This window comes from Microbacterium sp. NPDC077391, assembly GCF_040686955.1.
In the GTDB taxonomy this organism is placed as follows: domain Bacteria; phylum Actinomycetota; class Actinomycetes; order Actinomycetales; family Microbacteriaceae; genus Microbacterium; species Microbacterium commune.
The window spans coordinates 519,587-543,082 of record NZ_JBFBMI010000003.1 but is presented as its reverse complement, the minus strand read 5'-3'; the positions used below and the strand labels follow the sequence as shown (position 1 = coordinate 543,082).

Sequence of the window (23,496 nt, the reverse complement as noted above, 5' to 3'; positions counted from 1 at the left end):
ATGAGCATGATCAAAATAGCTAGAAGAAGGGAGGCAGACGAAGCCTTCACCGTATTGGAACTGATCATCGTGATAGTGATCGTTGGCATCCTCGCCGCAATCGCAATCCCGATCTTCTCAGAACAACAGAAGCGCGCATGGGCTTCGACCGCTCAAAGCGACGTTCGCAACATCGCCACCGACATTGAGAAGTCGTGGAATGAGGACGAAGGCTACCCGCTCGGTGCTGACGGACCCATCTCCCCTGACAACACTGTGCGCTTCTATGCGGACGGCGAGTTCGTCTCCTCCGCAGGTGATGACTACGAGAACGACAACGGCTCATCAGGGGGCACAGGCGGCACAGGAGGTGACGGCGGAACCGGAGCGACTCCGGGCAACGGTGACGGCACCTACAAGCCCTCAACCAACCGCATGCTGACATGGGAAGAGTTCCAAGCAGCGAACAAGTACGACACCGGAACCCCGTTCGCTGCTCAGGCTGCCTACTATGCCGTGGGGAAGGTGGGGAACGCGATGTCCTTCGACTTCAACTACACCGCCGGTCACATCAGTAGTGCTTCCGACCTCATGACTGTGCTGAAGAGGGACTGCGCCACCGTCTACTTCGGATACAACCGCTTCCTTCCGTTGCGCACCTCCGCTGACGAGCAAGGTCAGAACCTGTGTAACTTCATTCGTGAGAGCGATGCGATGCTGACTTCAGAAGAAGCGCTCTCAAGCCTGTCTGTTTTCAAACTCACATCGTCATCACAGAAGCAGTGGAGCGTGAACGGACGTGGACCTGTCCACAGCGTGACCGAAAGCACTCCGTTTGAGTATGTAGCAGATTGGTCTTTCCCCGCGACCGGGACGTACACAATCATCATCACCAAGTCTCCGACCGATCTGTTCGCGAACTGTAACGGTTTTAGCAAGATTGACAGCGACGGAGACGGCGTTGCTGATCGCTACCCAAGACAAGGTGAAGACAACTACTACTACTACTGCGTGGACTACGGCAACGGCTACGATCAGGGCAACCTGCCCACCCGTGAGTTGTATGACATCAACATTCTCTACACCTCAACGACTAATCAAGCATTCTCAGGTCGCCCGGCGATTGACGCGGCTTTCGTCACGGATAAGTCCGTGTACGAGAGTGACGGCACCTACTCATACATCACTGCTCAAGGTGGGCGCTACTGCCAAACCGCACCGGTAGGAACGTCAATCGACTGTGGTGGACCAAGCGGAGTTCAGTTCTCAATGACAGACGACCTGCCCGAGAGTTGGTGGAGCAACTACCTCAACGGTTCAGGTGGTGGAAGCAGCGGCGGTGGCGGGAACACCACTACCCCTGATGCGAATGGTGGAGTGAAGGCTGATGCCTCCAACAACACTTTCGCAGCATCCTTCTGCGTGGAGGGCTTCAATGCGAACGTGCCGGAAGAGTGGTTCTTCTACTCCTCTGACACGAAGAAGGTTCAGAGCGGACGCTGCCCTACTTAAGAGATGGCCTCAGACCGCACCACAGCCCCTCACAGACCACTAAAGGTTCCGTGAGGGGCTGTTCCCTATATTCCTCAGTCGAGGCTCTCAGAAGCGCTCTCAGGCGCGGCACTGTCGGGGTCAATCTCTTCGCCCTCAGCACCGACTCCCATGATGAGCAGCTTGCTGACCTCTGCGGTGGCATCAAGCACTTCGATGCCCTCGTCACTTCCATCATCGTCAAGCGCAACGGGCGCTGTGATCTTGGTCTTGTAAGCGTCCTTGCTGAACTGCTCAGCTACCTGCTCCAACGGTGCCTGCGTGTCCGCCTTGTCGAGGTGCTGATAGTAGATGCTCATGAGCACGGTCGAATGCCCGAGGATGATCCGAACCACGGAAGGGTTGACGCCTGCCTTTCCGAGCATCGTGGCGGTCATGTGCCGCATGTCGTGCTCGCGGTGGATGGGGAGCTTCAGCCTCGTCAGTAGCCGCGTCCATGCGTAGCGGTCTTTCTGAGGGCGGATAGCGGTTCCGTCGCTCTTCACGAAGAACAGGTTCTCCAAGCCCGGTTCAGGCTTCCACGTCTTGTTCTTCTTCCCTTCCTTCTCCCACTTGTCGCGCTGCTTCTTCCACAGCAGGAGGTGGGAGGACACCTCGTCGGGCAGGATCAGGATGCGCTTGCCGCTCCGAGTCTTCGTCTTCCGCTTGATGAAGAACTCACCTGTCTTGCGGTTGCGGTCAAGCTGCCTGTTCACCGTCAGTTCGGTCGGCTTGGTCGGGTCCTCAAGGTAACGGAACGAAGAGAGTTCGATGCCCAACCGTTCTGAGGCTCTGAGACCCATGAACATCAAGATCCACAGTCCAAGCTCAGGCTCTCCCCATAGCGCCTTCACGATGCGGCGGGGGATGTAGTGGTTCTCTACGATGCGCGCTTCATGGTCGTCGCTCATCCGAGTCTGTGCGGGACGCTCCACCCCGTTGATGGGGTTGAAGACGATCATCTTGCGGTTCACGGCGAGATCAAGCGCCTGCTTGAGGATGGAGTAGATGGTGCGCCGGAGCGACTGACCGACAGCAGGTTCCTTCCCCTCCACCATCTCCCCGGTCTCAGGGTCCTTCACTTTCCGCTTTTCACGGAGCAGTGTCGACCAAATGAACGTGTCTAGTTGCTCTTGCTTGAGCGAGGTGATGCGGATGTGCCCGAGGTGCGGGCGGATGTGGACTCGCATCCGTCGTTCGTATTCGTCCACGGTGGCAGGGTCGAGCGGGACCTTCCGCCCGCCCTCCTGCTTGTAGTCCAACCACAGGTCAAGCAGCTCGTTCACGGTGATCCCCTGCTGCTTCTTCTTGGGGAAGAGGTCAGCGTTGTTGGGGTCATTCGCCATGAGGATGCGGAAGTCGGAGACCTTCTCCTCAAGACGTTGCTCCGCGATGGTCTTGGTTGGTCCTGACCCGGTAAGGCGCTTCTTCACCTTCTCGAACGTGATGACTGCGCCGGTCTCGGGGTCTACGACCGCTCGCTTCACTGAGAAGACACGGACAGCCTGCCACGACGGGATGCCGTTGAGGGTGCGCTTGTTTGCCTGTGCCACGGCTTGCCTTCAGTGGGAGAGGAGCGGGTCTGTCACGGCTGAGCCTACCCCGAGAAGGGACGAAATATTAACACCCATATTGACACCAAATGCGTCGATTTGGCACCCTCCGAGAGGGGATTGGGCAAGAGAAAACCCCTGATGAGAGCTGATTTCTCAGTCTCATCAGGGGTCTAGAGCGGTGACGGTGGGATTTGAACCCACGGTAGGGGGTTACCCTACACAACTTTTCGAGAGTTGCACCTTCGGCCGCTCGGACACGTCACCGTCGTCCAGCTTACGACATCCGTCCGCCCGTTCGCGAATCGAGACCGACCCGCGCACCGAACAGCGATAGCGCGTGACATATTACTGTTTTGATCCTAGATTGGGAGCATGCCCGACGTCATCGCGGATCTCGCCCTGGTCAACGCGCAGCTGCTCTCGGAGCGGGTGAGCATGTCCGCCGCCATCGCCGCCGTGCAGAGCACGCTGCGAGACGGTTTCGACCCCGAGCACGACCTCGCGCGGCAGATCCTCGACGTCCCCAACGGGCAGCTGCTGCTCATGCCCGCCGCCGCGGGCGGCGCCGTGGGGCAGAAGTTCGCCACAGTCGCGCCCGGCAATCCCGAGCGGGGTCTCGAGCGCATCCAGGGCGTGTACATCCTCGTCGACGGCCAGACCCTCGCGCCCACTGCCATCCTCGACGGCACCGCGCTGACGAGCCTGCGCACCCCCGCGGTCTCCGCCGCCTGCGCGGACGTGCTCGCCGGCGCGACCGCCGGCGACCTCGTCGTCATCGGCACCGGGCCGCAGTCGATCCGTCACGTCGAGGCGTTCGCGGCGATCCGCCCGCTGCGCTCGGTGCGCATCATCGGGCGGGATGCCGGACGCGCGGCATCCGCCGTCGAGGCCTCCCGCTCCTACGCGCCCGACGCCGACATGCGCGCAGGCACCTTCGACGACATCGCGGCCGCCGACCTCATCGTGTGCGCGACCACGGCATCCGCTCCCCTGTTCCCCTCTGAGGCGGTGCGCGACGACGCGACGATCGTCGCGATCGGCTCGCACGAGCCCGACCGCACCGAACTCGACCCCGCGCTCGTCGGCCGATCGCAGGTCGTCGTGGAGAGCCGCCGGGTCGCGGCATCCGAAGCCGGTGACGTGATCGTCGCCGTAGAGGCGGGGATGCTGCGCCTCGAGGACGTCGTGACCATGCACGAACTGTTCACCGGCGCGACTCCCGCCGCGACCGACCGCCCGCGGATCGTCAAGACCTGCGGCATGGGCTGGCAGGACCTCGCCGTCGCCCGGCTGGCCGTCTGAGCGCCGGACCACGGAACCACCCGAGCATCGAAGGAGAACGCATGCAGTGGAGCACCGAGGACTGGCACACCGCCGGGGAGCCGTTCCGCATCGTCGAGGGCGCACCCACGCACGGCGACACGGTCGCCGAGCGCCGCATCGAGGCGATCAGCGGTGAAGCGGATGCCATCCGGCGGTTCCTCTGCCTCGAGCCGCGCGGCCACGACGACATGTACGGCGGGTTCATCACCCCGCCCGACGACGCGGGCGCCGACTTCGGGGTGCTGTTCTGGCACAAGGACGGCTTCTCGACGGCGTGCGGGCACGGCACGATCGCCCTCGGCGCCTGGGCGGTGCGCACCGGCCGAGTCCCGTCCGACCCCGACGGCGAGACGGCGGTGACGATCGACGTTCCGAGCGGACGCGTGCAGGCGCTGGTGCGCCAGAGCGCAGGGCGCATCGACGAGATCGTCTTCCGCAACGTCGAATCCCGGGTGCTCGCCCGCGGCATCCCGCTGCGCACGTCGCACGGCGACGTCGAGGTCGACCTCGTCTTCGGCGGCGCGGTCTACGCGACGCTGCCCGCCTCGGTCGTCGCGCTCGAGGTCACCCCGCAGCACACCACCGATCTCATCGCGATCGGCCGCGAGATCAAGTGGGCGCTCAACGGGCATCCGGCCGCGCAGCTCGAGGACGACCGTCTTTCGGGGGTCTACGGCACCATCCTGTTCGACGATCTCGGGCGCACCGACGCGGGTCCCCACCAGCGCAACGTGACCGTGTTCGCCGACGGTGAGGTCGACCGCAGCCCGTGCGGCTCGGGCACTGCGGCGCGAGTGGCGCTGCTCGCGGCGAGCGGAGCGCTGGCCGATGACGAGACGCTCACCCACGACTCGATCATCGGCACCCGCTTCCTCGCGCGCGTCGCCGAGCGCACGACAGAGGGGGTCATCCCCGAAGTCCGCGGCATGGCGCACCGGGTCGGCACCTGCACGTTCGAACTCGACGAGAACGACCCCGTCGCCGACGGCTTCAGCCTGCGCTGACCGAGAGAACCGAGGAGACATGAGCATGTCCGCACCCGCAGCACCCCTGACGATCTCCGGCGCCCAGGTCTGGGACGGCGAGCGCTTCGAGCGCCGCGACCTGCACATCGCCGAGGGCAGGGTGTGCGAGCACCCGCATCCCCGCGCCCAGACGCTCGACGCGGCTGACCTCTGGGTCGTCCCCGGACTCATCGATGCGCACTTCCACGCCTACGCCACGAGCATGGACGGCTTCGAGAACGAGCGGGGCCCGCTCAGCTATGCCGCACTCAACGGCGCGCGCCGGCTCGCGCGGGCGCTGCAGCGGGGCTTCACCACGGTGCGCGACGTCGCGGGCGGCGACATCGGGCTCGCTCAGGCGATCGATGCCGGACTGTTCCCGTCTCCGCGGTACCACTTCACCGGCCCCGCCCTCAGTCAGACCGGCGGGCACGGCGATCCGCGCGCCGCGCACGTGGACGTGTGCTTCTCGCACGGGCACATGTGCGAGGTCGTCGACGGCGTCGACGACCTGCGCGTCGCCGTACGCGAGCGGCTGCGCACCGGCGCGCACGCGATCAAGGTGATGGCCTCTGGCGGGGTGTTCTCGCTGACCGACCCGATCCGGATCCCGCAGTACTCACCCGAAGAGCTGCGCGCCGTTGTCGAGGAGGCGACCCGCCGCGGCAGCTACGTCGCCGCACACGCCTACTCGTCCGAGGCCGTGCAGCACGCCGTGCGCGCCGGCATCCGATCGATCGAGCACGGCAACCTCATCGATGAGGCGACGGCCGAGATGATGGCAGAGGCGGGTGCTTTCCTCGTGCCCACCCTGGCCGCGTACGACGCGATGGACCGCCGCGGCGCCGAGATCGGGCTGAACGCCGTCTCCCTCGCGAAGAACGCCGAGGTGCTGACGAAGGGGCAGGATGCCGTGCGGCTCGCCCACGCCGCCGGCGTGCGGGTCGGCTTCGGCAGCGACCTGATGGGTGACCTCGAAGACGACCAGCTCGCCGGGGTGCGTCTGCAGGTCGAGGCCAGCGGTGCCGCCAGGACACTGCAGTCGATGACCGTCGTAAACGCCGAGCTGATCGGGGATACCGCGCTGGGACACCTGCGACCGGGCGCGTACGGGGACGCCGTGCTGCTGGCATCCGACCCGCTCGCCGACCCCTCGACGCTGTGGCGCGAGGACGCACGCCTCGGCGTCATCCGCTCCGGCGCCCGCATCTGACCACGCAGCCGACGACAGCCACGGTTCAGCGACACCCACGGTTCAGCGACACCCCCATCCAAGGCCGAGACCCCCACGTGCGCCTGCGCACACGTGGGGGTCTCGGCGTAACGCGGGTCTCAGCTGAGAGGCGAGACCAGCCGGTCGGGTCAGCGGGCGAATGAGCCCCACTCGTGCGAGCGACCGGCCTCGCTGCGCTGCTGCGGCACATTCCACGGGTTGTCGTCGCGCAGCGGTGCGGGCAGCAGCTCCTGCGGGGCGCCCTGGTAGGCCACGCCGCGCAGGAAGCGGGTGATCGCGGCGGTGCCGACGCTGGTGGCATCGGTCGTGGTCGCCGGGTACGGGCCGCCGTGCTGCATGGCGGGCGTCACCGAGACGCCGGTAGGCCACCCGCCGAACAGCACGCGTCCGCTCGTCTGTGCGAGTGCGTCGACCAGCGGGGCGAGCGAGCCGTCGGAGAGCTCGTCGGCGCGTGCGTGCAGGGTCGAGGTGAGGTTGCCGGGGAACAGCTCGACGTGCAGCTGCGGTAGCGCATCCCTGTCGCTGTACTGCACGATCACCGACAGCGGTCCGAAGGACTCTTCGAGCAGAGCCTCGCGGTTCGCCATCAGGGTGTCGACGCCGACGGTCACCACGGTCGGGGTGGCGTAGGTCTGCCCGGCGTCATCCGTGCGCACCTCCCCCTTCGAGAGCACGGTCACCCCGTCGGCGCCCAGCACGTCGTCACGACGCTGCGAGAACGCGCGCCCGATGCCCGGGTTCAGCAGCCGGTGCTCGTCGACGGCGCCGGCGGCATCCGTCACCGCACCCAGATCCGACCCCTCCGGCACGAACAGGAACCCGGGCTTGGTGCACAGCTGCCCCGCCGAGCCCGACACCGAGGTGACGAACGCCTCGAGCAGTGCGGAATCGGCGTAGGTCGCATAGACCGGGTTCACGCTGCCCAGCTCGCCGAAGAACGGGATCGGCACGGGCCGGGATGCGGCGATGTCGGCCAGCATGCGGCCGACGTGCGTCGACCCGGTGAACGCCCCGGCGCGGATGCGCTCGTCCTTCAGCAGCGCGACGCCGTTCTCCTGCCCGCTGATCAGCTGGAAGCTCCCCTCGGGCATCCCCGCGCCCTCGAGGGCCGCGGCGACGATCTCGGCGGTGCGCCGCGACAGCTCCGGATGCCCGGAATGCGCCTTCACCACCACGGGGCATCCCGCCGCGAGTCCGGCGGCCGAGTCGCCGCCCGCGACCGAGAACGCGAACGGGAAGTTCGATGCGGCGAAGTTCAGCACCGGGCCGACCGGCTCCAGCATCCGGCGCAGGTCCGGTCGCGGACCGATGACGTAGTCGGGGTCGGCTGCGTCGATGCGCACATCGAGGTAGCCGCCGTCGACGATGGTGTCGGCGAACAGGCGCAGCTGCCAGGCCGTGCGTCGCAGCTCGCCGGCCAGCCGCGTCTCGGTGAGGCCGGTCTCGCGCATCGCGATCTCGATGAGCTCGGGCGCTGCGCTCTCCAGCGCTTCGGCGACCGCGACCAGGGCCGCGCCGCGCTCGCGGGGGCTGGTGCGGGCGAACGGGCGGGCGGCGACGGCCGCGGCTGCGGCGACGGCGTCGATGGGCTTCTCTGTCACTGTTCTCTCCTCGTCTCGATGTCTGTCTGCGGTGTCCGCGCTGCGGTCAGAACACGAACCCCTCGGGGAACGGGTCGTCCGGGTCGAGCAGATACTGCCCGAGTCCGGTCACCCAAGCGCGTCCGGTGATGGTGGGCACCACCGCGGGGCGGTCTCCCACGCGCGTCTCGGCCACCAGCGTGCCGGTGAACTCGGTGCCGATGAACGACTCGTTCACGAACGGCACGTTCAGGTCGAGCTCGCCCCTCGCGTGCAGCTCGGCCATGCGGGCGCTGGTGCCGGTGCCACAGGGCGAGCGGTCGAACCAGCCCGGGTGGATCGCCATCGCATGACGGGATCGCACGGCATCCGAACCGGGGGCGATGAACTCGACGTGGTGCACGTGGTCGGCGCCGCGCAGCACCGGATGCACGGGCGGGGCCTGGGTGTTGATGGCATCCATGATCGCGAGTCCGGCGGCGAGGATGTCGTCCTGCCGGGCGCGGTCGAAAGGTAGCCCCACCTGTTCGAGGTCGACGAGCGCGTAGTAGTTGCCGCCGAACGCGACCGAGTAGCTGATCTCGCCGATGCCCGGCACGTCGATGCGCTCGTCGAGGCGGTCTACGAAGCTCGGCACGTTCTCGATGGTGACGTCGAGGGCCCGGCCGTCCTCCACGCGCACCCGCGCGATGACCAGGCCCGCGGGGACGTCGAGGCGGATCTCGGTGACCGGCTCGGTGACCTCGACCATGCCCGTCTCGACGAGCACCGTCGCCGCCCCGATGGTGCCGTGCCCGCACATCGGCAGGAACCCGGATGCCTCGATGAACACGATGCCCCAGTCGGCGTCGTCCCGCGCCGGCGGCTGCAGCAGCACACCGGACATGGCGGCGTGACCGCGCGGCTCGTTCATGAGGAAGCCGCGCAGCCCGTCGAGATGCTCCATCGCGTACAGGCGGCGATCGTTCATGGTCGCGCCGGGGATGCGTCCCACCCCACCGGTGACGACGCGCGTGGGCATCCCCTCGGTGTGCGAGTCCACGGCCTGGATCGTTCGACGCGCGCGCATCAGATACCTCCTGTGATTGTGGTCGTCGTGTCGGCGAGCGCGGCGAGCTCGCCGATCCGCACCGACGACAGCACGGGACGTCGATCGATGTCGAAGCGCGTCCCCAGCACATCCTCCACGCTGCGACCGCAGGTGCGGCCCTGGCAGGCGCCCAGTCCGGCGCGGGTGGACAGGCGCATGGCGCGCGACGAGGCGGACGAATACTCGTCGATGCGCGCCTTGGGCACACTCTCGCAGCGACAGATGATCGTGTCGTCCTCGAGCCATGTCGGCCACCCCCGGCCGATGCGGTGCACGTCCAGGCGCGCGGCGAACGCGCGCATCCGTCGCCGGGCGGCCAGCGGAGCCCTCCAGCGGCGGTCCGTTTCAGGCACTCCCGCGGCGGCCAGACCGGCGATCTCCCCCTCGGCGAGCGCGGCATCCGCGCCGCCGATCCCGGTGATCTCGCCCGCGGCGTACACACCGGCGACGCTGGTGCCCTGGTCGTCGCCGACCTGCACGAAGCGGTCGGAGCCGATCTCACAGCCGAACTGGATCGCCGCCTCGAGCCGCGGGGTGAATCCGTGTCCGAGGGCGACCGAGTCGCACTCGACGGTCCGCTCGGTCCCCGCGATCGGATGCCAGTCCGCGTCGATCCGCTGCACGGTGACAGCCTCCACCGCGGCACCCCCATGGATGCGGGTGACCGCGCTGCCGAAGCGGTACGGCGTGCGGTGCCGCGCCAGCGAGACAAGATACGAGCCGAGCTCTCCGGCCTTGGCGGTGGCGGCGGTGAGCTCCCATGCACGAGCGCCCCAGCCGCGCAGCATCCGTCCTGCCTCGGTCGCCTCGACGACCTCGGCGACCTCGCCGCCCATCAGCGCCACGCTCTGCGCGACCGGCAGCAGGAACGGACCGGCGCCGGCGACCACGGTGCGCGCACCGGGTGCGAGCCCGTCGCGTTTGGCCAGCGCCTGCGCGGCGCCCGCGGAGGTGACGCCGGGAAGCGTCCACCCCGGCACGGGCAGGACACGATCGTGCGCGCCGGTGGCGACGACGACGGCATCCGCCTCGATGGTCTCCGCCCGCCGGTTCGCGGCATCGGCGGGGCCGATCAGCACGTGCGCACGCAGCGGTGGGCCGGCCTCGACGCGCCACACGCTCGCCGACGACACCACGCGCACCCCGCGGAGCCGGTCGCGCAGATCGGCGAAGCGGCGGCGCTGATGCTGCAGACGCTCGTCGGTGAGCACAGGATGGTGGCGCCAGAACTGCCCGCCGACGCGCTCGCCCTCGTCGACGAGCACCACCTCGGCACCGGCGTCTGCGGCGGCTGCGGCAGCGGCGAGGCCGGCGGGGCCGGCGCCGATGACCATCACCCGGCGCGCCGTATCGCTCATGCGCGGGTCTCCTTCTCGATCACGTCGCCGTCGCAGGCGGTGCGCTGGCATGCGCGCACGCCTTCGACGCCGTTGACGGTGAGCACGCAGTCCTGGCAGACCCCGATGCCGCAGAAGATGCCGCGTTCGCCGCCCTCGGCGGTGCGCCAGGTGCGGTGCCCGTGCGCAAGCAGCACGCCGGCGATGCTCTGGCCGTCGCGTCCTTCGAGCGTTTCGCCGTCGAGTTCGATGCGGATGCTCATGCCGCGACCCTCCCGCACCGCACTCGGGCGCTCACGCGGCTGCTCCCTGCAGGGTGAGCCGCGAGGGAAGGAAGGGCGTCGGATCGAGCGGCGCGGAGGCGCCGAGCACGGCGTGCGCGATGAGCGCCCCGGTCGTGGGCGCCAGGCCGATGCCGGCGCCTTCGTGCCCGGCCGCATGGAACAGTCCCTGCACCCGCGCGTCCGCGCCGATGGCAGGCAGGTGGTCGGGCGCGTACGGGCGGAAGCCGAAGTAGGTGCGCAGCAGCATCGTGTCGCGCAGGAAGGGGAACAGCCTGGCGGCCTTCGCGGCGATCTCGGCGAGCGGCGCGAGCAGTCCGTCCTCCGAGAATCCGACGCGCTCGCGGCTCGAGCCGATCAGCACGGTGCCGGCGGGGGTCGACTCGACCACCGTCGAGGTCTGCAGCGCGGCATCCGCCGATCCGACCGCGCCCACGTAGTCGGCGTCGTACACCTTGTGGAAGATGCGCTGCGGCATCGCCGTCGTCACCAGGATCGTGCCGCGGCGCGGCCGGATGTCGAGGGCGGCGCCGAACAGCGTGGCGATCTCACCGGCCCACGGACCCGCGCAGTTCACCACGGCATCCGCATCGATGCGGCCGGTCGAGGTGCGCACACCCCGCACCCGCCCGGCCTCGACGACGGCCCCGGTGACCTCGGTGATCTGCAGTTGCGCCCCGAGGTGACGGGCGCGGGCGAGCATCGCCTGGGTGGCCAGGCTCGGCTGCACCTGGGCGTCGTCGGGGTAGTGCACGCCGACGGCGATCTCGGGGGCGAGGTGCGGCTCGGCGGCGCGCAGCGCCGGTGTGTCGAGCACCTCGGCGCGGATGCCCATCTCGCGCTGCGCCGCAGCGAAGGCCTTCAGCGCCTGGGCGCCCTCGGCGAAGGCGACGACGATCCCGCCCTTCGCCTCGAACTCGGTGGCCGGCTGTCCGGGCACGCGCTCCGCGTCGAGACGGGCCGCGAGCTCGCGCCACGCGCGGTTCGCCTCGACGGCCATGACCGCTTCGGCTCCCGGCTGCTTGTCGGAGACGAGGATGTTGCCCTCGCAGCGACTCGAAGTCTCACCGGCCACCCCGGTGCGGTCGAGCACCGTCACCTCGGCGCCGGCCTCGGTCAGGCTCAGCGCGCAGGCGGCGCCAACCGCGCCGGCTCCGATCACGATGATCCGCATCGATCACACCTCCTCGACCAGCTTAGTGCAATGTCACATGCTCACAATGCTTATCAGCCCCCGAGATAGGCGTCGATCACCCGGGCGTCCGCCGCAAGTTCCGCGGCCGGACCCGACAGGGTGGTCTGCCCGCTCTCGACGACGTACGCGCGGTCGGCGATCTTCAGCGCCGCGCGGGCGTTCTGCTCGACCAGCAGCACCGTGGTGCCCTGGGCGTTCACCGCCTGGATCGTCTCCATGACCTGCTTGACCACCAGCGGGGCGAGTCCCATCGACGGCTCGTCGAGCAGCAGCAGCTTGGGTCCGCCGATGATCGCGCGTCCGATCGCGACCATCTGCTGCTCGCCGCCCGAGAGCGTGCCGCCCTGCTGGCGGCGCCGCTCGGCGAGGCGCGGCATCAGCGCGTACACCTGATCGACGCGCTGGGCGATGAGCTTCGCGTCGCGCACGGTGTATCCGCCCAGCAGCAGGTTCTCGTGCACGGTCATGGTCGAGAAGATGCGTCGACCCTCCGGCACGTGGATGAGCCCCGCCGCGACGATGTCCCAGGGCTTGGCTGTGGCGAGATCCATCTCACCCCAGCGCACGGCGCCCGACTTCGGGCGCACGAGCCCCGAGAGCATGTTCATCGTCGTCGACTTGCCGGCGCCGTTGTTGCCCAGCAGGCAGACGATCTCACCCTCCTGCACCTCGAAGCTCAGACCTCGCAGGGCGTGCACGCGACCGTAGTAGACGTCGGCCGCATCGACTGTCAGCGTGCTCACGACCGGCCCCCCTTGCGGGTGCGACCCGGTCGGGCAGGATCGAGCGATGACAGGTTCACGGTGCCGGTCTGCAGCTTGGTGTCGTCGAGTGCCTCGTCTTCGACGCCGAGGTACGCCTCGATGACCACCGGATCGTGCTTGATCTGCTCGGGCGTGCCCACCGCGATCTCCTTGCCGTAGTTGAGCACCACGATGCGCTCGGCGAGCTCCATGATCAGGCCCATGTCGTGCTCGATCAGCACGACGGCGACGCCGAGGTCGCGGATGCGGCGGATCAGCTGCATCAGCCCCTGCTTCTCGTTGAAGTTCAGTCCGGCGGCCGGTTCGTCCAGCAGCAGCAGCTTCGGCCCGGTGGCGAGGGCGCGAGCGATCTCGACGCGGCGCTGCTCGCCGTAGGGCAGCTGCGTGACGTAGAGGTTCTCGTCGCCGGTGAAGCCGACGAAGTCCAGCCATCCTCGGGCCTGCTCGGCGCACTCCGCCTCGGCACGCCGGTACCCGGGCGTGTGCAGCAGAGTCGCCCAGAACCCCTCGCGCAGGTTGGCGTGCATCGCCGTCTTGATGTTGTCGAGCACGCTGAGCTCGCGGAACAGGCGCAGGTTCTGGAACGTGCGCGCCATGCCCCACTTCGTCACCCGCGACGGCAGCACCCGGTAGAAGCCGAAGCTCTGCAGCAGGTCGACCAGACGCAGGGTGCGGAAGATCCCGGGCGCTTCGCGCACGATGTCGTTGCCGTCGAAGACCACCGACCCCGACGTCGGCAGGTAGAACGCCGAGATGCAGTTGAACGCACTGGTCTTGCCGGCGCCGTTGGGCCCGATCACCGCGAGGATCTCCCCCGCCTCGACCGAGAAGCTCAGCCCGTCGACGGCCTTCACGCCGCCGAACTGCAGGCGCAGGTCCTTGACCTCCAGCAGCGCGCTCATCGGCTCTCCTCGCCTTCCACGGTCTCGAGGTCCTCGTTGGCGGCCGGCGGCGGCACCGCCATGAACCCTGCCGTCGCCGGCGGCACCGGCCTGCGCTTCTTCAACCAGGGCAGCACCGCGGTCGCCGGCCACAGCCCGGAGGGGCGGAACAGCATGACCACCACCAGCAGCACACCGAAGATGAGGAAGCGCCATTCCGCGAAGTCGCGCAGCAGCTCGGGGGCGAGCGAGACGAACAGCGCGCCGATGATCACACCGGGCGTCGATCCCATGCCGCCGAGCACGACGGCCATGAGGATGAGCGCCGAGTACAGGAACATGAAGCTGTTCGGGCTGATCGCCGACAGGTGCGTCGCCATGAGCTGCCCGGCGACGCCGGCCCAGACCGCGCCGATGATGTACGCCATGATCTTCGCGATGTAGGTGTTGATGCCCATCGCCTCAGCGGCATCCTCATCGTCGCGCACGGCCTTCCACGCCCTGCCCAGCCGCCCGCGGGCGAGGCGCCCGGCGCCGATCACGCCCACGAGCACGACCACGGCCGCGACGAAGTAGTAGAACACCACGCGCTGCGGGAACTCCAGCCCGAACAGGGTGAAGCCGTCGGCGAAGCTCCAGTCGCCGAAGCGCCAGGTGGGGATGCCGTGGATGCCGGAGGGCCCGCCGGTGATGTCGAGGTTGTTCGCCGTGATGCGGATGATCTCGCCGAAGCCGAGCGTGACGATGGCGAGGTAGTCGCTGCGCAGGCGCAGGGTGGGCGCGCCGATGATGATGCCGGCGATGATGCACGCCAGAACCGTGGCCGGCAGGGCCGCCCACATCGGCCAGCCGAGCACCGTCGTGAAGATGCCGGAGGTGTAGGCGCCGACGGCGAAGAAGGCGATGTAGCCCAGGTCGAGCAGTCCGGCATAGCCGACGACGACGTTGAGCCCCATGCACAGCATGATGTAGATCAGCGCGCTCGTCGCGATCGACATCGTGTACCGCGACGCGTCGAGGAACGGCAGCACGAGCAGCAGCACGATGCTGATCGCACCGAGCGCACGCAGGAAGCCGGTGTTGGACGAGAGGATGCCCGCCGGCGGGGCCGGGCGATCGAACAGCGGGGACGGCGCGCGCAGTGCGGCGCGGTCTCGGAATGCGGAGCGGGACATGTCACATCCTCTCGACGACGCGGGCGCCGAGCAGCCCGGTGGGTTTGAAGGTGAGGAACAGGATGAGGAAGGCGAACGAGAAGACGTCTCGCCATTCGCCGCCGAACCACGCCGAGCCGAACGACTCGAGCAGCCCGAGCAGCAGTCCGCCGAGCATGGCGCCGTAGAGATTGCCGATGCCGCCGATGACGGCCGCGGTGAACGCCTTGAGTCCGATGATGAATCCCATCAGGAAGTCGATCGAGCCGTAGTAGGCGCCGGCCATCACGCCGGCCGCTCCCGCGAGCGCCGAGCCGATGAAGAACACCGTGGCGATCACGCGGTTGACGTTGACGCCCATCAGCTGCGCGCCCTGCGGGTCGAGGGCGATGGCGCGCATGGCCCGCCCCTGGCGCGTGCGCTCGACGATGTGCGCGAGCACGAGCATCAGGGCGGCCGCGATCACGACGAGCACGATCTGCGCGGCGGTGATGCGCATGCCGGCGAAGTCGAAGCCCGACGACTCCAGCCGCACCGGGAAGGCCTCGGGGTTGGGGCCGAAGATCTGGCGCACGGCGTACTCGAGGGTGAACGAGACGCCGATGGCCGTGATCAGCACGGCCAGGCGCGGGCTCTTGCGCAGCGGACGGTAGGCGATGCGCTCGATGCCGACGCCGATGAGACCGGTGGTCACCATCGACAACAGCATGATGACCAGCAGCAGCGGGATGGACGACTCGTTCGAGATCCCGAATGCCGACATGGTCGCGAAGCCGGCGAATGCGCCGAGCATGTAGATATCGCCGTGCGCGAAGTTCAGCAGCTTGATGATCCCGTAGACCATGCTGTAGCCGAGCGCGACGAGGGCGTAGAACGAGCCGACGATGAGGCCGTTCCAGATGAGTTGCATCACTGCGGATGTCCTTGCTCGTCAGGGGCGGAAGGAAGCGTCCCGGTCGGATGCCGGGTGGGAGCGGGTCGGTGCCGCCGAGCGGGGCGGCTCGCACCGCCCCGCTCTGCCGATCTCATCCCTGGAGGTCGTCCTCGAGCACGAAGCTGCCGCTCGCGGGATCGATGCCCACGATCACGAAGCCGCCGCCCGAGAGGGTGTGATCCTTGGTGAACGTCAACGGGCCCGCGAAGGTCTTGAAGTCCTTCAGCCCCTCGAGCGCCGCGACGACCTTGTCGAAGTCAGTGCTGTCGGCTTCGTCGATCGCCTCGGCGACCACGCGCACGGCATCGTACGACTGGGTGGAGTACGGGCCGGGCTTGCCGCCGGCGAGCTTCTCGTAGTCTGCGATCCACTTGTCGGCGCCCTGGATCATGTCGGGCGTCTGCGTGAACGTTCCCACGACCTTGTCGGTGTAGCCCTTGCCGGCGATCTCGGCGAACTTCGCGTCGACCGATCCGTCGCCCACCAGGAACGCACCCTCGTAGCCGGCGTCAGTGGCCTGGCGGACGATCAGACCACCCTCCTGGTAGTACCCCGTCCAGTACACGAGGTCCGGCTTGGCCGAGGCGAGCTGTGTCGCCACTGCCGAGTAGTCGTTCTCGCCGGGGGTCACGGTGGCCTCGAATGCGACGGTGAGTCCCGCCTCTTCAGCCTGCTGGACGAACGATCCGGCGAGATCGGCGGAGTACGCCGTTGCATCGTCGATCGCCGCAACGGTCTTCGCGCCGATCTTCTGGGCGTACGTCACTGCGGCTTTGGCCTGCTGTGTGCCGGTGCCGTTGATGAGGAATACACCGGGCAGCTGCTGCTTGACGAGCTCGTTCGAGTTGGCTGCCGGGATGACCATGGGGATGCCGGCCTCGTCGAAGATCGGCAGCGTGGGAAGGGTGGCTCCCGAGCAGTAGCCGCCGACCGAGGCGACCACGCCGTTGGTGACGAGCTTGTTCGCGGCCGCGACCGAGGCGGTGGCGTCGCAGGCGTCGTCCTCCACCACCAGTTCGAGCTTTCGGTCGTCGATGCCGCCGTCGGCGTTGATCTCGTCGATCGCGAGCTGCGCACCGTTCTTCATGTAATCCCCGAAAGCGGATTCGCTGCCCGAGAACGGCGCCAGCATTCCGAGCTTGATGGGCCCGTCGGAGTCACCGCCCCCGTCGTCGCCGGCGCCGAGGCCGCCCGAGCAGCCGGCGGTGATGATGATCGCGCCTAGGGCGGCGACGAGGGACAGCGTGCGTCGCAGACGCGGATTGCGGGTGTTCATGTGATGGTCCTCCTGGATGCCTCATTGCATGTGCCATCGGATAGTACGTGACACATTACTGCTGAGGTGGCCAGAAAGGAATCTCCGAGATCAATCTGTGACCGGCGACGCGTGGAACAGTTGATCAGCGCTCGTCGCGTCCGCTCCACACGCCTCCGACGTGACCGATATGCCGGCGCATGAGCGCCTCCGCCCCCTCGCCATCTCCGGCGACCAGCAGATCCACCAGCTGCGCGTGTTCGAGGGCGGTGGGCATCAGTGCGTCGGACTCCACCAGGTGGGCGAGCCCCACCAGACGCGTCTGCTGGCGAAGCTCCCGCACCAGGTCGAGCAGTGCGCGGTTGCCCGCCTGCGCGAGGACTCGCAGGTGGAATGCGGTGTCCGCGGCCAGGAACTCCGCGAACAGCCCCGCTCGGCCCGCCTCGACGATGCGGTCGGCCAGCGCACGCAGCTCAGCGACCACGCCGTCGTCGAGTGTGCCTGCGATGCGACGCATGGGCGGCGCCTCGAGCAGCATCCGCACCTCGCACAGCTCGTTGAGCTCATCCTGAGAGACCTCGGTCACCGCGAATCCGCGGTTGCGGATGGGATTGAGGAAACCGCGGCGCGTGAGATTGAGCATCGCCTCGCGAACCGGAGTGGCGCTGACCCCGAAGTCAGTCGCCAGACGTGGCACGGTCAGCACATGTCCCGGCGGGATCTCCCCGGCGACGATGCGCGCCGACAGCTGGTTCTCGATCTGTTCGCGCAGGCTCTCGGTGGGAGCGAGGGGGGCGGCGAAGTCGCTCAGAGCATCCTGCAGCATCATGGCGACACACTACCCGCACCCGAATCGGCTGCGACGGCGCTTCTGCCCGGCCGTCCCCGAGTCGCCGAATGACCGTTCGCAATAGGATCGATCTGAGAGCGGATGCCGGAACGGAGACGCGCGATGGGATACCTCACCTCCCCTGCCCTGAGCGAGACCGGCTACGTCGTGCTCGACCGCCACGACCAATCGGCCGATCCCGTCGAGTGGCGCGACCTCGAGTACGTCGGGTGGCGCTCGTCGGGCATCACCCGCTTCGCGCCGCTCGCGAGCCACGCCGGCGATGTCGAGTGCAACGGCTTCTGGAACCACACTCCCCCGCGCACCGACAAGGACGGCGTGTGGATCCCCTCCCAGGTCGCGAAGGCGCCGACGCTGCAGGCGCGCGCGCTCGAGCCCGGCGCCAACGTGGGTCGCTGCCGCGTCATCGAGCTGCAGCCGAACACGTATGCCGATGCCATCTACAACCTGCACCAGGATGACAACAACCGGCTCAACACCGAGGGCACCGGGTGGGTCGTGCGTGCGTGGCTCAACCTCACCGACGATCCCGATTCGCTGCTGATCCTGCGCTCGGACCGTTTCGACCCCTCGACCGAGATCCGCCTCCCGCTGCACGCCGGCTCCCGCATCGTCGTCGACACGCAGCGCTTCTGGCACGCCGTGTGGCATCAGGGCCCCGAGCCGCGCTACTCGCTGATCTGCTCGTGGACGTCGGGTCCCGAGCTCGACGCGTACCTGACCGCGGGCAACGCTGACCCGCATCCGGCATCCGTCCCGCTTCCGGCATCCGTCGTCGCCGAGGCGCAGGCGGAGATGCACCGGCGCATCGAAGAGCGCCGTCAGGCGTTCGAGGCGCACGGGATCGTGATGGAGCCGACCGAGTCGCTGTACAACTGACCGTGCACGTCGGGCGCACAGACGCCGGAGACCGGATCAGGCGGTGAGCCGAAGCTGAACCGTGCACTCCTCCGGCCGCCGCGCGACCTGCACGCATTCCGCTGCGACCGGTCCGCCGGCCTGCGTCAGCACCCCCTGCATGAGCCCGAGGTGCACCTGGCACAGCATCGGACGGTGCTCGGGAGAGCTCGCGGCATGCGGGCACGGCGTGAGGTCGACCGTCATGCGACCCTCGTCGACGATCGGCTCGAAGCCGCTCTCCTCGAGATGCTCGACCAGCGCGTCCAGCTGGTAGGTCGCCTCGCGGCCCAGCTCGGAGTCCGGCTCCGACAGGATGCGTCGCATCAGGTCGCCGCGGCGGGCGGCCTCCGCGACCTTGTCGCGCGCGATCGGGCTCGACGCCTCGGGGGCCCCGGTCGCCGCGCTGTACAGGGTGCGCGGGCGCCCGCGCGTGGTGCGGTGCTCGGCAGCCTGGATGACGTAGCCGCCCTCGATCAGCCGCTGCAGGTGCTCGCGCACGGTGTTCGCGTGCAGACCGGTCGCCTCGCACAGCTCGCCGATCGTCCGCTCGGCTCGCGTCTGCACGAGATGCAGGATGCGCACGCGCGAGTAGCTGGAGATGGGCCCGTACGAGACCGCAGTGGTGGTCATGCTCCCATGCTCCCAGAGCCGGCACGCGGGCGGGTGATCGAGGGCCGTGAATAATCCCGAACCACCCGCAGACGGGTGGCGCGGATAGTGTGGAGGCCATGATCCCCGCCGCCGTGCTCACCGTCTCCGACCGCTCCGCGGCCGGGGTGCGAGCCGACTCCGCTGGTCCGGTCGCCGTGCGCGCGCTGCGCGACGCGGGGTTCGCCTGCGCGGACGCGACCGTGATCCCCGACGGGGCGGATGCCGTCGAGCATGCCCTGCGAGAGCTTCTCGATGCGGGCATCCGGCTCATCATCACCAGCGGCGGCACGGGCGTCGGCCCGCGCGACGAGACGCCGGAGGGCACCACCCGCGTGATCGACAGGCACCTGCCGGGGATCGCCGAGGAGCTGCGCCGCGCCGGCCTCGCGGCCACCCCCGCATCGATGCTGACCCGCGGCCTCGCCGGGGTCGTCGGCGACGCACTGATCGTCAACCTGCCCGGCTCGCCGAAGGCCGTCGCCGAGGGCATGCCCGTCGTGCTCTCGGTCGCCGGGCACGTGCTCAGCCAACTCCACGGAGAGGACCACTGATGACCGTCCGCCTCGCGCGCATCTCAGATCAGCCGCTGTCACTCGACGAGCACATCACCGCCGTCGACAGCACCACAGCCGGTGCCGTCACGACCTTCGTGGGCCGGGTGCGCGATCACGATCCGGATGCCGCGGACGCCGTCGTCGCGCTGGAGTACACCTCCCACCCGGATGCCGAGCCGACGCTGCACCGCATCGCCGAGGTCGCCGCTGAGGGGACGGATGCCATCGTCGCCGTCAGCCATCGGGTCGGGCGACTCGATGTGGGCGAGGCGGCCGTCGTCATCGCGGTGGCGTCATCGCACCGCGATAAGGCGTTCACCGTGTGCCGCGAGGTGATCGAGGCGATCAAGCGCGAGCTGCCGGTGTGGAAGCGACAGGTCGAGGCCGACGGCACGACCGCGTGGAAGGGCATCGGCGGCTGACCGCGGACGCGGGCTCACCCGCCGGCGAAGGGCGGAAGCACGTCGATGGTTCGCGCCTCGGCGAGCGCGAAATCATCGTCGACGCGGGTGCCGTCGACGAGCACCGCGCAGCGCGACAGGATGCCGGTGAGCGCCGGATGCTCGGCGAGCAGCCGCTGCTTGAGCACGCCCAGGGTCGGGGCATCCGTCGTCAGCGAATCCTGACCGACCGCCTCCTGCGCCGCGGCGAAGAAGCGCACCGTGGCGCTCTGCGTCGTCGTCATCTCAGGACTCCTTCCAGTCGCCGGCCAGCTCGACCACCGCGGCGACGGTCTCCCGCACCTGCTCCGGCGTGCCGCCGGAGCGACCCGCGACGAGGCCGGCGATGAACGCGCTGAACGGCGCAGCGGGCCGCGCGACGCCGTTGGCGACGTCGCGCGCGAGGTCGAGGATGAGACCGATCGGCACGTCGTCGGGGGCCAGGCCGAATCGCTCGCGCAGGGCGAGCGCCCACTCGTCGAGCGCCTCCGGCGGCAGGGTGCGGGATGTTTCGCTCACGTGCTCCTCCTCGAATGCGGCGCGCGTGCGCGCCAGGTCCGCCGGGGTGTCGATGTCGGCGGTGATCCCATCTTCGTCTGCCAGCCACGTTATATCGAGGCCGCCGAGCAGGGCGCGGCACGACGAGTCGGCGAGCTCGCCGGTCGCCGCGCGGATCGAGGCGCGCAGGGCGTGAGTGCGGTACACGCCGGCCAGCCATTGCGGATGCCCGTCGGCGGTGAGCACGACCGCATCGGCATGGGGCGGGGCCGAGCTCGCCGCGCTCGTCAGACGCGTCACGACCCGGTCGGCGTGCGGCAAGTCGCCGGCGAGCACGAGCATCCATTCCGCGCCGCCGCCGTCGCCGCTGCCGCCGTCGCCGCCGTCGCCGGCGTCGCTGCCGCCGTCGCCTGCTCGATGCTCGAGGGCGGCCACCGCCGCGGCGATGGCCGCGGCGATGGCCGCGGCCGGGCCCGAGAACGGCGGATCCTCGCGCACCCAGCGCAGCCGCGGGTCAGGATCCAGCTCGGGGCCGACCGCCAGGATCGGCGCGCATCCGGCATCCGTCACCGCGGCCAGCGCCCGAGACAGCAGCGTCCGACCGCCCACCTCCAGCAGCGGCTTGACCCCGCCTCCCATCCGGGTGGCGCGTCCGCCGACGAGCAGGATCGCGCCGAAGGTCGACGCGATCATTCGCCGGGCCGACGCCACGATCCGCTGCGACCGCCCTCCTTCGCGGTGATGCGCAGGTGCTCGATCGATGCGGACTTGTCGACGCCCTTGATCATGTCGATCACCGACAGCGCGGCGACCGAGACGGCGGTGAGCGCCTCCATCTCGACGCCGGTGCGGTCGGCGGTGCGCACGGTCGCCTCGATGGCGACGCCCTCGTCTTCGATGTCGAGGTCGACCACCGCGCCGTGCACGCCGATGACGTGCGCGAGGGGCAGCAGCTCAGGGGTGCGCTTCGCCGCCTGAATGCCGGCGATGCGCGACACGGCCAGCACGTCGCCCTTGGGCACCGAGCCGTCGCGCAGCAGGGCGACCGTCTCGGGCGCGCAGCGCACGAACCCGCGGGCAGTGGCGGCGCGGACGGTCGGCTGCTTCTCGGTGACGTCGACCATGCGGGCGTGGCCGGCGGAATCCAGGTGGGTGAAGGTCATCACAGCTCCATGACTTCGATGAGGTCGCCGACGGAGACCTGCTCCGTCTCGGCGGGGACGATCGCATAGGCCTCGGCCGCGCCGAGCCCCACGCTGAGGTGCGAACCCGACCCGCCGGCGGTCGCCGGGCGCACGACCGGGCGGGCCGGGTCGGTGCGGTCGATCACGGCGGGAAGGTACTGTCGGCGCGCGGGCGGGGTGCGCCAGTCGACGCCGGCGGCCAGGTGCTGGCGGGGCCGGTGGATGGCGCTGCGCGCCTGCATGCGCAGCAGGGCGGGGCGCACGAAGACCTCGAACGACACTGCGGCGCTGACGGGGTTGCCGGGAAGGCCGAACATCAGCATCCCGTCGGCGGCGGCGCCGAAGCCCTGCGGCTTGCCGGGCTGCATGGCGATCTTCGTGAACTCCATGGCGTCGCCGAGGCTCTGTCTGACGACCTCGTAGGCCCCGGCGCTGACGCCGCCGGAGAAGATGATCGCGTCGGCGCCGAGCCGTCTCGCCTCGGCGACAGCGTCGGCGGGCCCGTCGCCCTCGTCGTCGACGACGCGGCGCAGCACGATCGCGGCGCCGGCCTCTGCGGCGAGCCCGGCGAGCAGGATGCCGTTAGACTCGGGGATCTGTCCGCGCTGCAGCGGCGCGCCAGGTGCGACGAGCTCGGAGCCGGTCGACACGATCGCGACCCGGGGTCGGGGGGCGACCTCGACGTGCGAGGTGCCGGCGGATGCCAGAGCCGCCAGCTGCCGCGGACCGAGCAGGGTTCCCGCGCCGAGCACGACCGCACCGGCGCTGATATCGGCACCGGCGCGACGGATGTGCGCGTTCTGCGCCTTGGGCGCGCGCTGCACGACCGCCGTCTGGAGCGAGTCGGCGAGGCCCCCGGCGGTATCTTCGAACGGCACGATCGCGTCGGCGTCGGTCGGCGTCGGCGAGCCGGTCATGATCCGCGCGGCCTCTCCGGGCGCGATCGCCGGGTCGATCGCGCTGCCGGCGGGGATGTCGGCGACGACGCGCAGCGTGACCGGATGTTGGGGCGTCGCGTCCGCGACATCCGCCCAGCGCACGGCGAAGCCGTCCATGGCGGAGTTGTCGAAGACGGGCACGGCAGAGGCCGCGTGGGCGTCGGATGCCAGGGTCAGACCGTGCGCGTCATCGAGCGGCACGGTGATGGGCAGGCGCTGCCGCACCTGTGCGAGCACGATCTCGAGCTGCTCTTCGACGGTTCTCATGCGTGCCCCTCCTCTCGTCGCCATCCCCACCCCACCCGCTGCCTCGCTCCGGTATGAGTTCGTGCCGTTCGCGGCGCGCGCCGGCGGCACAAACTCATACCGGAGGGAGAAGCGGGG

At 69.1% G+C, this 23,496-nt stretch carries 24 protein-coding genes and 1 tRNA gene; 7 read left to right on the top strand and 18 right to left on the bottom strand.

Features of this window, described 5'->3' with window-relative positions:
* A complete protein-coding gene (locus AB0O65_RS10695; RefSeq protein ID WP_363384889.1) occupies window positions 1-1,491 on the top strand; it encodes a hypothetical protein in 1,491 nt (496 codons plus the stop codon).
* Window positions 1,492-1,565: 74 nt separating this feature from the next.
* Here the strand turns inward: AB0O65_RS10695 and AB0O65_RS10690 are convergent, their stop codons facing one another.
* Together AB0O65_RS10690 and AB0O65_RS10685 are read right to left on the bottom strand one after the other, a co-directional pair.
* Window positions 1,566-3,062 carry a tyrosine-type recombinase/integrase gene (locus AB0O65_RS10690; RefSeq protein WP_363384886.1) on the bottom strand — a complete coding sequence of 499 codons (1,497 nt, stop codon included), beginning with the start codon at window positions 3,060-3,062 and terminating at the stop codon, window positions 1,566-1,568.
* 179 nt (window positions 3,063-3,241) lie between these two features.
* Window positions 3,242-3,329: transfer RNA gene (locus tag AB0O65_RS10685), tRNA-Ser, on the bottom strand.
* 108 nt (window positions 3,330-3,437) lie between these two features.
* Here AB0O65_RS10685 and AB0O65_RS10680 point away from each other — a divergent pair.
* Genes AB0O65_RS10680 through AB0O65_RS10670 form a run of 3 tightly spaced genes read left to right on the top strand, consistent with a single transcriptional unit; the run spans window position 3,438 to window position 6,605 of the window.
* The gene (locus AB0O65_RS10680; protein ID WP_071641679.1) at window positions 3,438-4,367 is read left to right on the top strand and encodes a hypothetical protein; all 930 of its coding nucleotides are present in this window, start codon (window positions 3,438-3,440) and stop codon (window positions 4,365-4,367) included.
* A 41-nt stretch (window positions 4,368-4,408) separates the two neighbouring features.
* Window positions 4,409-5,392 carry a proline racemase family protein gene (locus tag AB0O65_RS10675; protein WP_177243793.1) on the top strand — a complete coding sequence of 328 codons (984 nt, stop codon included), beginning with the start codon at window positions 4,409-4,411 and terminating at the stop codon, window positions 5,390-5,392.
* Window positions 5,393-5,417: 25 nt separating this feature from the next.
* Window positions 5,418-6,605: an amidohydrolase family protein gene (locus AB0O65_RS10670; protein ID WP_083428633.1), complete on the top strand. Its 1,188-nt coding sequence runs from the start codon at window positions 5,418-5,420 to the stop codon at window positions 6,603-6,605.
* Between the two features lie 149 nt (window positions 6,606-6,754).
* Here AB0O65_RS10670 and AB0O65_RS10665 read toward each other — a convergent pair whose 3' ends face one another.
* The 11 genes from AB0O65_RS10665 to AB0O65_RS10615 all read right to left on the bottom strand — a co-directional run bounded on the left by AB0O65_RS10665 (window position 6,755) and on the right by AB0O65_RS10615 (window position 17,926).
* On the bottom strand, window positions 6,755-8,227 hold the full coding sequence (locus AB0O65_RS10665) for an aldehyde dehydrogenase (NADP(+)) (RefSeq protein WP_071641683.1): 1,473 nt from the start codon (window positions 8,225-8,227) through the stop codon (window positions 6,755-6,757).
* A 46-nt stretch (window positions 8,228-8,273) separates the two neighbouring features.
* The gene (locus tag AB0O65_RS10660) at window positions 8,274-9,275 is read right to left on the bottom strand and encodes a proline racemase family protein (RefSeq protein ID WP_071641685.1); all 1,002 of its coding nucleotides are present in this window, start codon (window positions 9,273-9,275) and stop codon (window positions 8,274-8,276) included.
* Complete coding sequence (locus AB0O65_RS10655) at window positions 9,275-10,654, bottom strand: FAD-dependent oxidoreductase (protein ID WP_363384882.1); 1,380 nt, start codon at window positions 10,652-10,654, stop codon at window positions 9,275-9,277. Before AB0O65_RS10655 ends, AB0O65_RS10660 begins: the two co-directional genes overlap by 1 nt.
* Entirely contained in the window at window positions 10,651-10,896 is a 246-nt protein-coding gene (locus tag AB0O65_RS10650) for a (2Fe-2S)-binding protein (protein WP_313479867.1), read from the bottom strand. Before AB0O65_RS10650 ends, AB0O65_RS10655 begins: the two co-directional genes overlap by 4 nt.
* Window positions 10,897-10,927: 31 nt before the next feature.
* A complete protein-coding gene (locus AB0O65_RS10645; protein ID WP_313479865.1) occupies window positions 10,928-12,088 on the bottom strand; it encodes an FAD-dependent oxidoreductase in 1,161 nt (386 codons plus the stop codon).
* 53 nt (window positions 12,089-12,141) lie between these two features.
* On the bottom strand, window positions 12,142-12,852 hold the full coding sequence (locus AB0O65_RS10640; RefSeq protein ID WP_071641693.1) for an ABC transporter ATP-binding protein: 711 nt from the start codon (window positions 12,850-12,852) through the stop codon (window positions 12,142-12,144).
* Window positions 12,849-13,775: an ABC transporter ATP-binding protein gene (locus AB0O65_RS10635; RefSeq protein ID WP_071641695.1), complete on the bottom strand. Its 927-nt coding sequence runs from the start codon at window positions 13,773-13,775 to the stop codon at window positions 12,849-12,851. The genes AB0O65_RS10640 and AB0O65_RS10635 overlap by 4 nt, the downstream gene beginning before the upstream one ends.
* Window positions 13,772-14,929: a branched-chain amino acid ABC transporter permease gene (locus tag AB0O65_RS10630; RefSeq protein ID WP_071641697.1), complete on the bottom strand. Its 1,158-nt coding sequence runs from the start codon at window positions 14,927-14,929 to the stop codon at window positions 13,772-13,774. The genes AB0O65_RS10635 and AB0O65_RS10630 overlap by 4 nt, the downstream gene beginning before the upstream one ends.
* Window position 14,930: 1 nt before the next feature.
* Window positions 14,931-15,818 carry a branched-chain amino acid ABC transporter permease gene (locus tag AB0O65_RS10625; protein WP_177243798.1) on the bottom strand — a complete coding sequence of 296 codons (888 nt, stop codon included), beginning with the start codon at window positions 15,816-15,818 and terminating at the stop codon, window positions 14,931-14,933.
* 115 nt (window positions 15,819-15,933) lie between these two features.
* Entirely contained in the window at window positions 15,934-17,118 is a 1,185-nt protein-coding gene (locus AB0O65_RS10620) for a branched-chain amino acid ABC transporter substrate-binding protein (RefSeq protein ID WP_271639397.1), read from the bottom strand.
* Between the two features lie 124 nt (window positions 17,119-17,242).
* On the bottom strand, window positions 17,243-17,926 hold the full coding sequence (locus AB0O65_RS10615; RefSeq protein WP_313479857.1) for a GntR family transcriptional regulator: 684 nt from the start codon (window positions 17,924-17,926) through the stop codon (window positions 17,243-17,245).
* 123 nt (window positions 17,927-18,049) lie between these two features.
* Here AB0O65_RS10615 and AB0O65_RS10610 point away from each other — a divergent pair, with 123 nt between their 5' ends.
* Entirely contained in the window at window positions 18,050-18,826 is a 777-nt protein-coding gene (locus AB0O65_RS10610) for a hypothetical protein (protein WP_071641703.1), read from the top strand.
* 36 nt (window positions 18,827-18,862) lie between these two features.
* Here AB0O65_RS10610 and AB0O65_RS10605 read toward each other — a convergent pair whose 3' ends face one another.
* A complete protein-coding gene (locus AB0O65_RS10605) occupies window positions 18,863-19,477 on the bottom strand; it encodes an ArsR family transcriptional regulator (RefSeq protein WP_071641705.1) in 615 nt (204 codons plus the stop codon).
* A gap of 98 nt (window positions 19,478-19,575) precedes the next feature.
* On the opposite strand from AB0O65_RS10605, the gene AB0O65_RS10600 reads away from it, so the two are divergent.
* Entirely contained in the window at window positions 19,576-20,049 is a 474-nt protein-coding gene (locus tag AB0O65_RS10600) for a MogA/MoaB family molybdenum cofactor biosynthesis protein (RefSeq protein ID WP_071641707.1), read from the top strand.
* The gene (locus AB0O65_RS10595) at window positions 20,046-20,474 is read left to right on the top strand and encodes a molybdenum cofactor biosynthesis protein MoaE (RefSeq protein WP_143187140.1); all 429 of its coding nucleotides are present in this window, start codon (window positions 20,046-20,048) and stop codon (window positions 20,472-20,474) included. Before AB0O65_RS10600 ends, AB0O65_RS10595 begins: the two co-directional genes overlap by 4 nt.
* A gap of 14 nt (window positions 20,475-20,488) precedes the next feature.
* Here AB0O65_RS10595 and AB0O65_RS10590 read toward each other — a convergent pair whose 3' ends face one another.
* The 4 genes from AB0O65_RS10590 to glp are packed head-to-tail and all read right to left on the bottom strand — an operon-like array spanning window position 20,489 to window position 23,379.
* Entirely contained in the window at window positions 20,489-20,737 is a 249-nt protein-coding gene (locus AB0O65_RS10590) for a MoaD/ThiS family protein (protein WP_071641711.1), read from the bottom strand.
* A gap of 1 nt (window position 20,738) precedes the next feature.
* A complete protein-coding gene (locus AB0O65_RS10585) occupies window positions 20,739-21,683 on the bottom strand; it encodes an NTP transferase domain-containing protein (RefSeq protein WP_363384872.1) in 945 nt (314 codons plus the stop codon).
* The gene (gene moaC / locus AB0O65_RS10580) at window positions 21,680-22,153 is read right to left on the bottom strand and encodes a cyclic pyranopterin monophosphate synthase MoaC (RefSeq protein WP_071641715.1); all 474 of its coding nucleotides are present in this window, start codon (window positions 22,151-22,153) and stop codon (window positions 21,680-21,682) included. Before moaC ends, AB0O65_RS10585 begins: the two co-directional genes overlap by 4 nt.
* The gene (gene glp / locus AB0O65_RS10575; RefSeq protein ID WP_363384869.1) at window positions 22,153-23,379 is read right to left on the bottom strand and encodes a gephyrin-like molybdotransferase Glp; all 1,227 of its coding nucleotides are present in this window, start codon (window positions 23,377-23,379) and stop codon (window positions 22,153-22,155) included. Before glp ends, moaC begins: the two co-directional genes overlap by 1 nt.
* Window positions 23,380-23,496 lie beyond the last annotated feature (117 nt).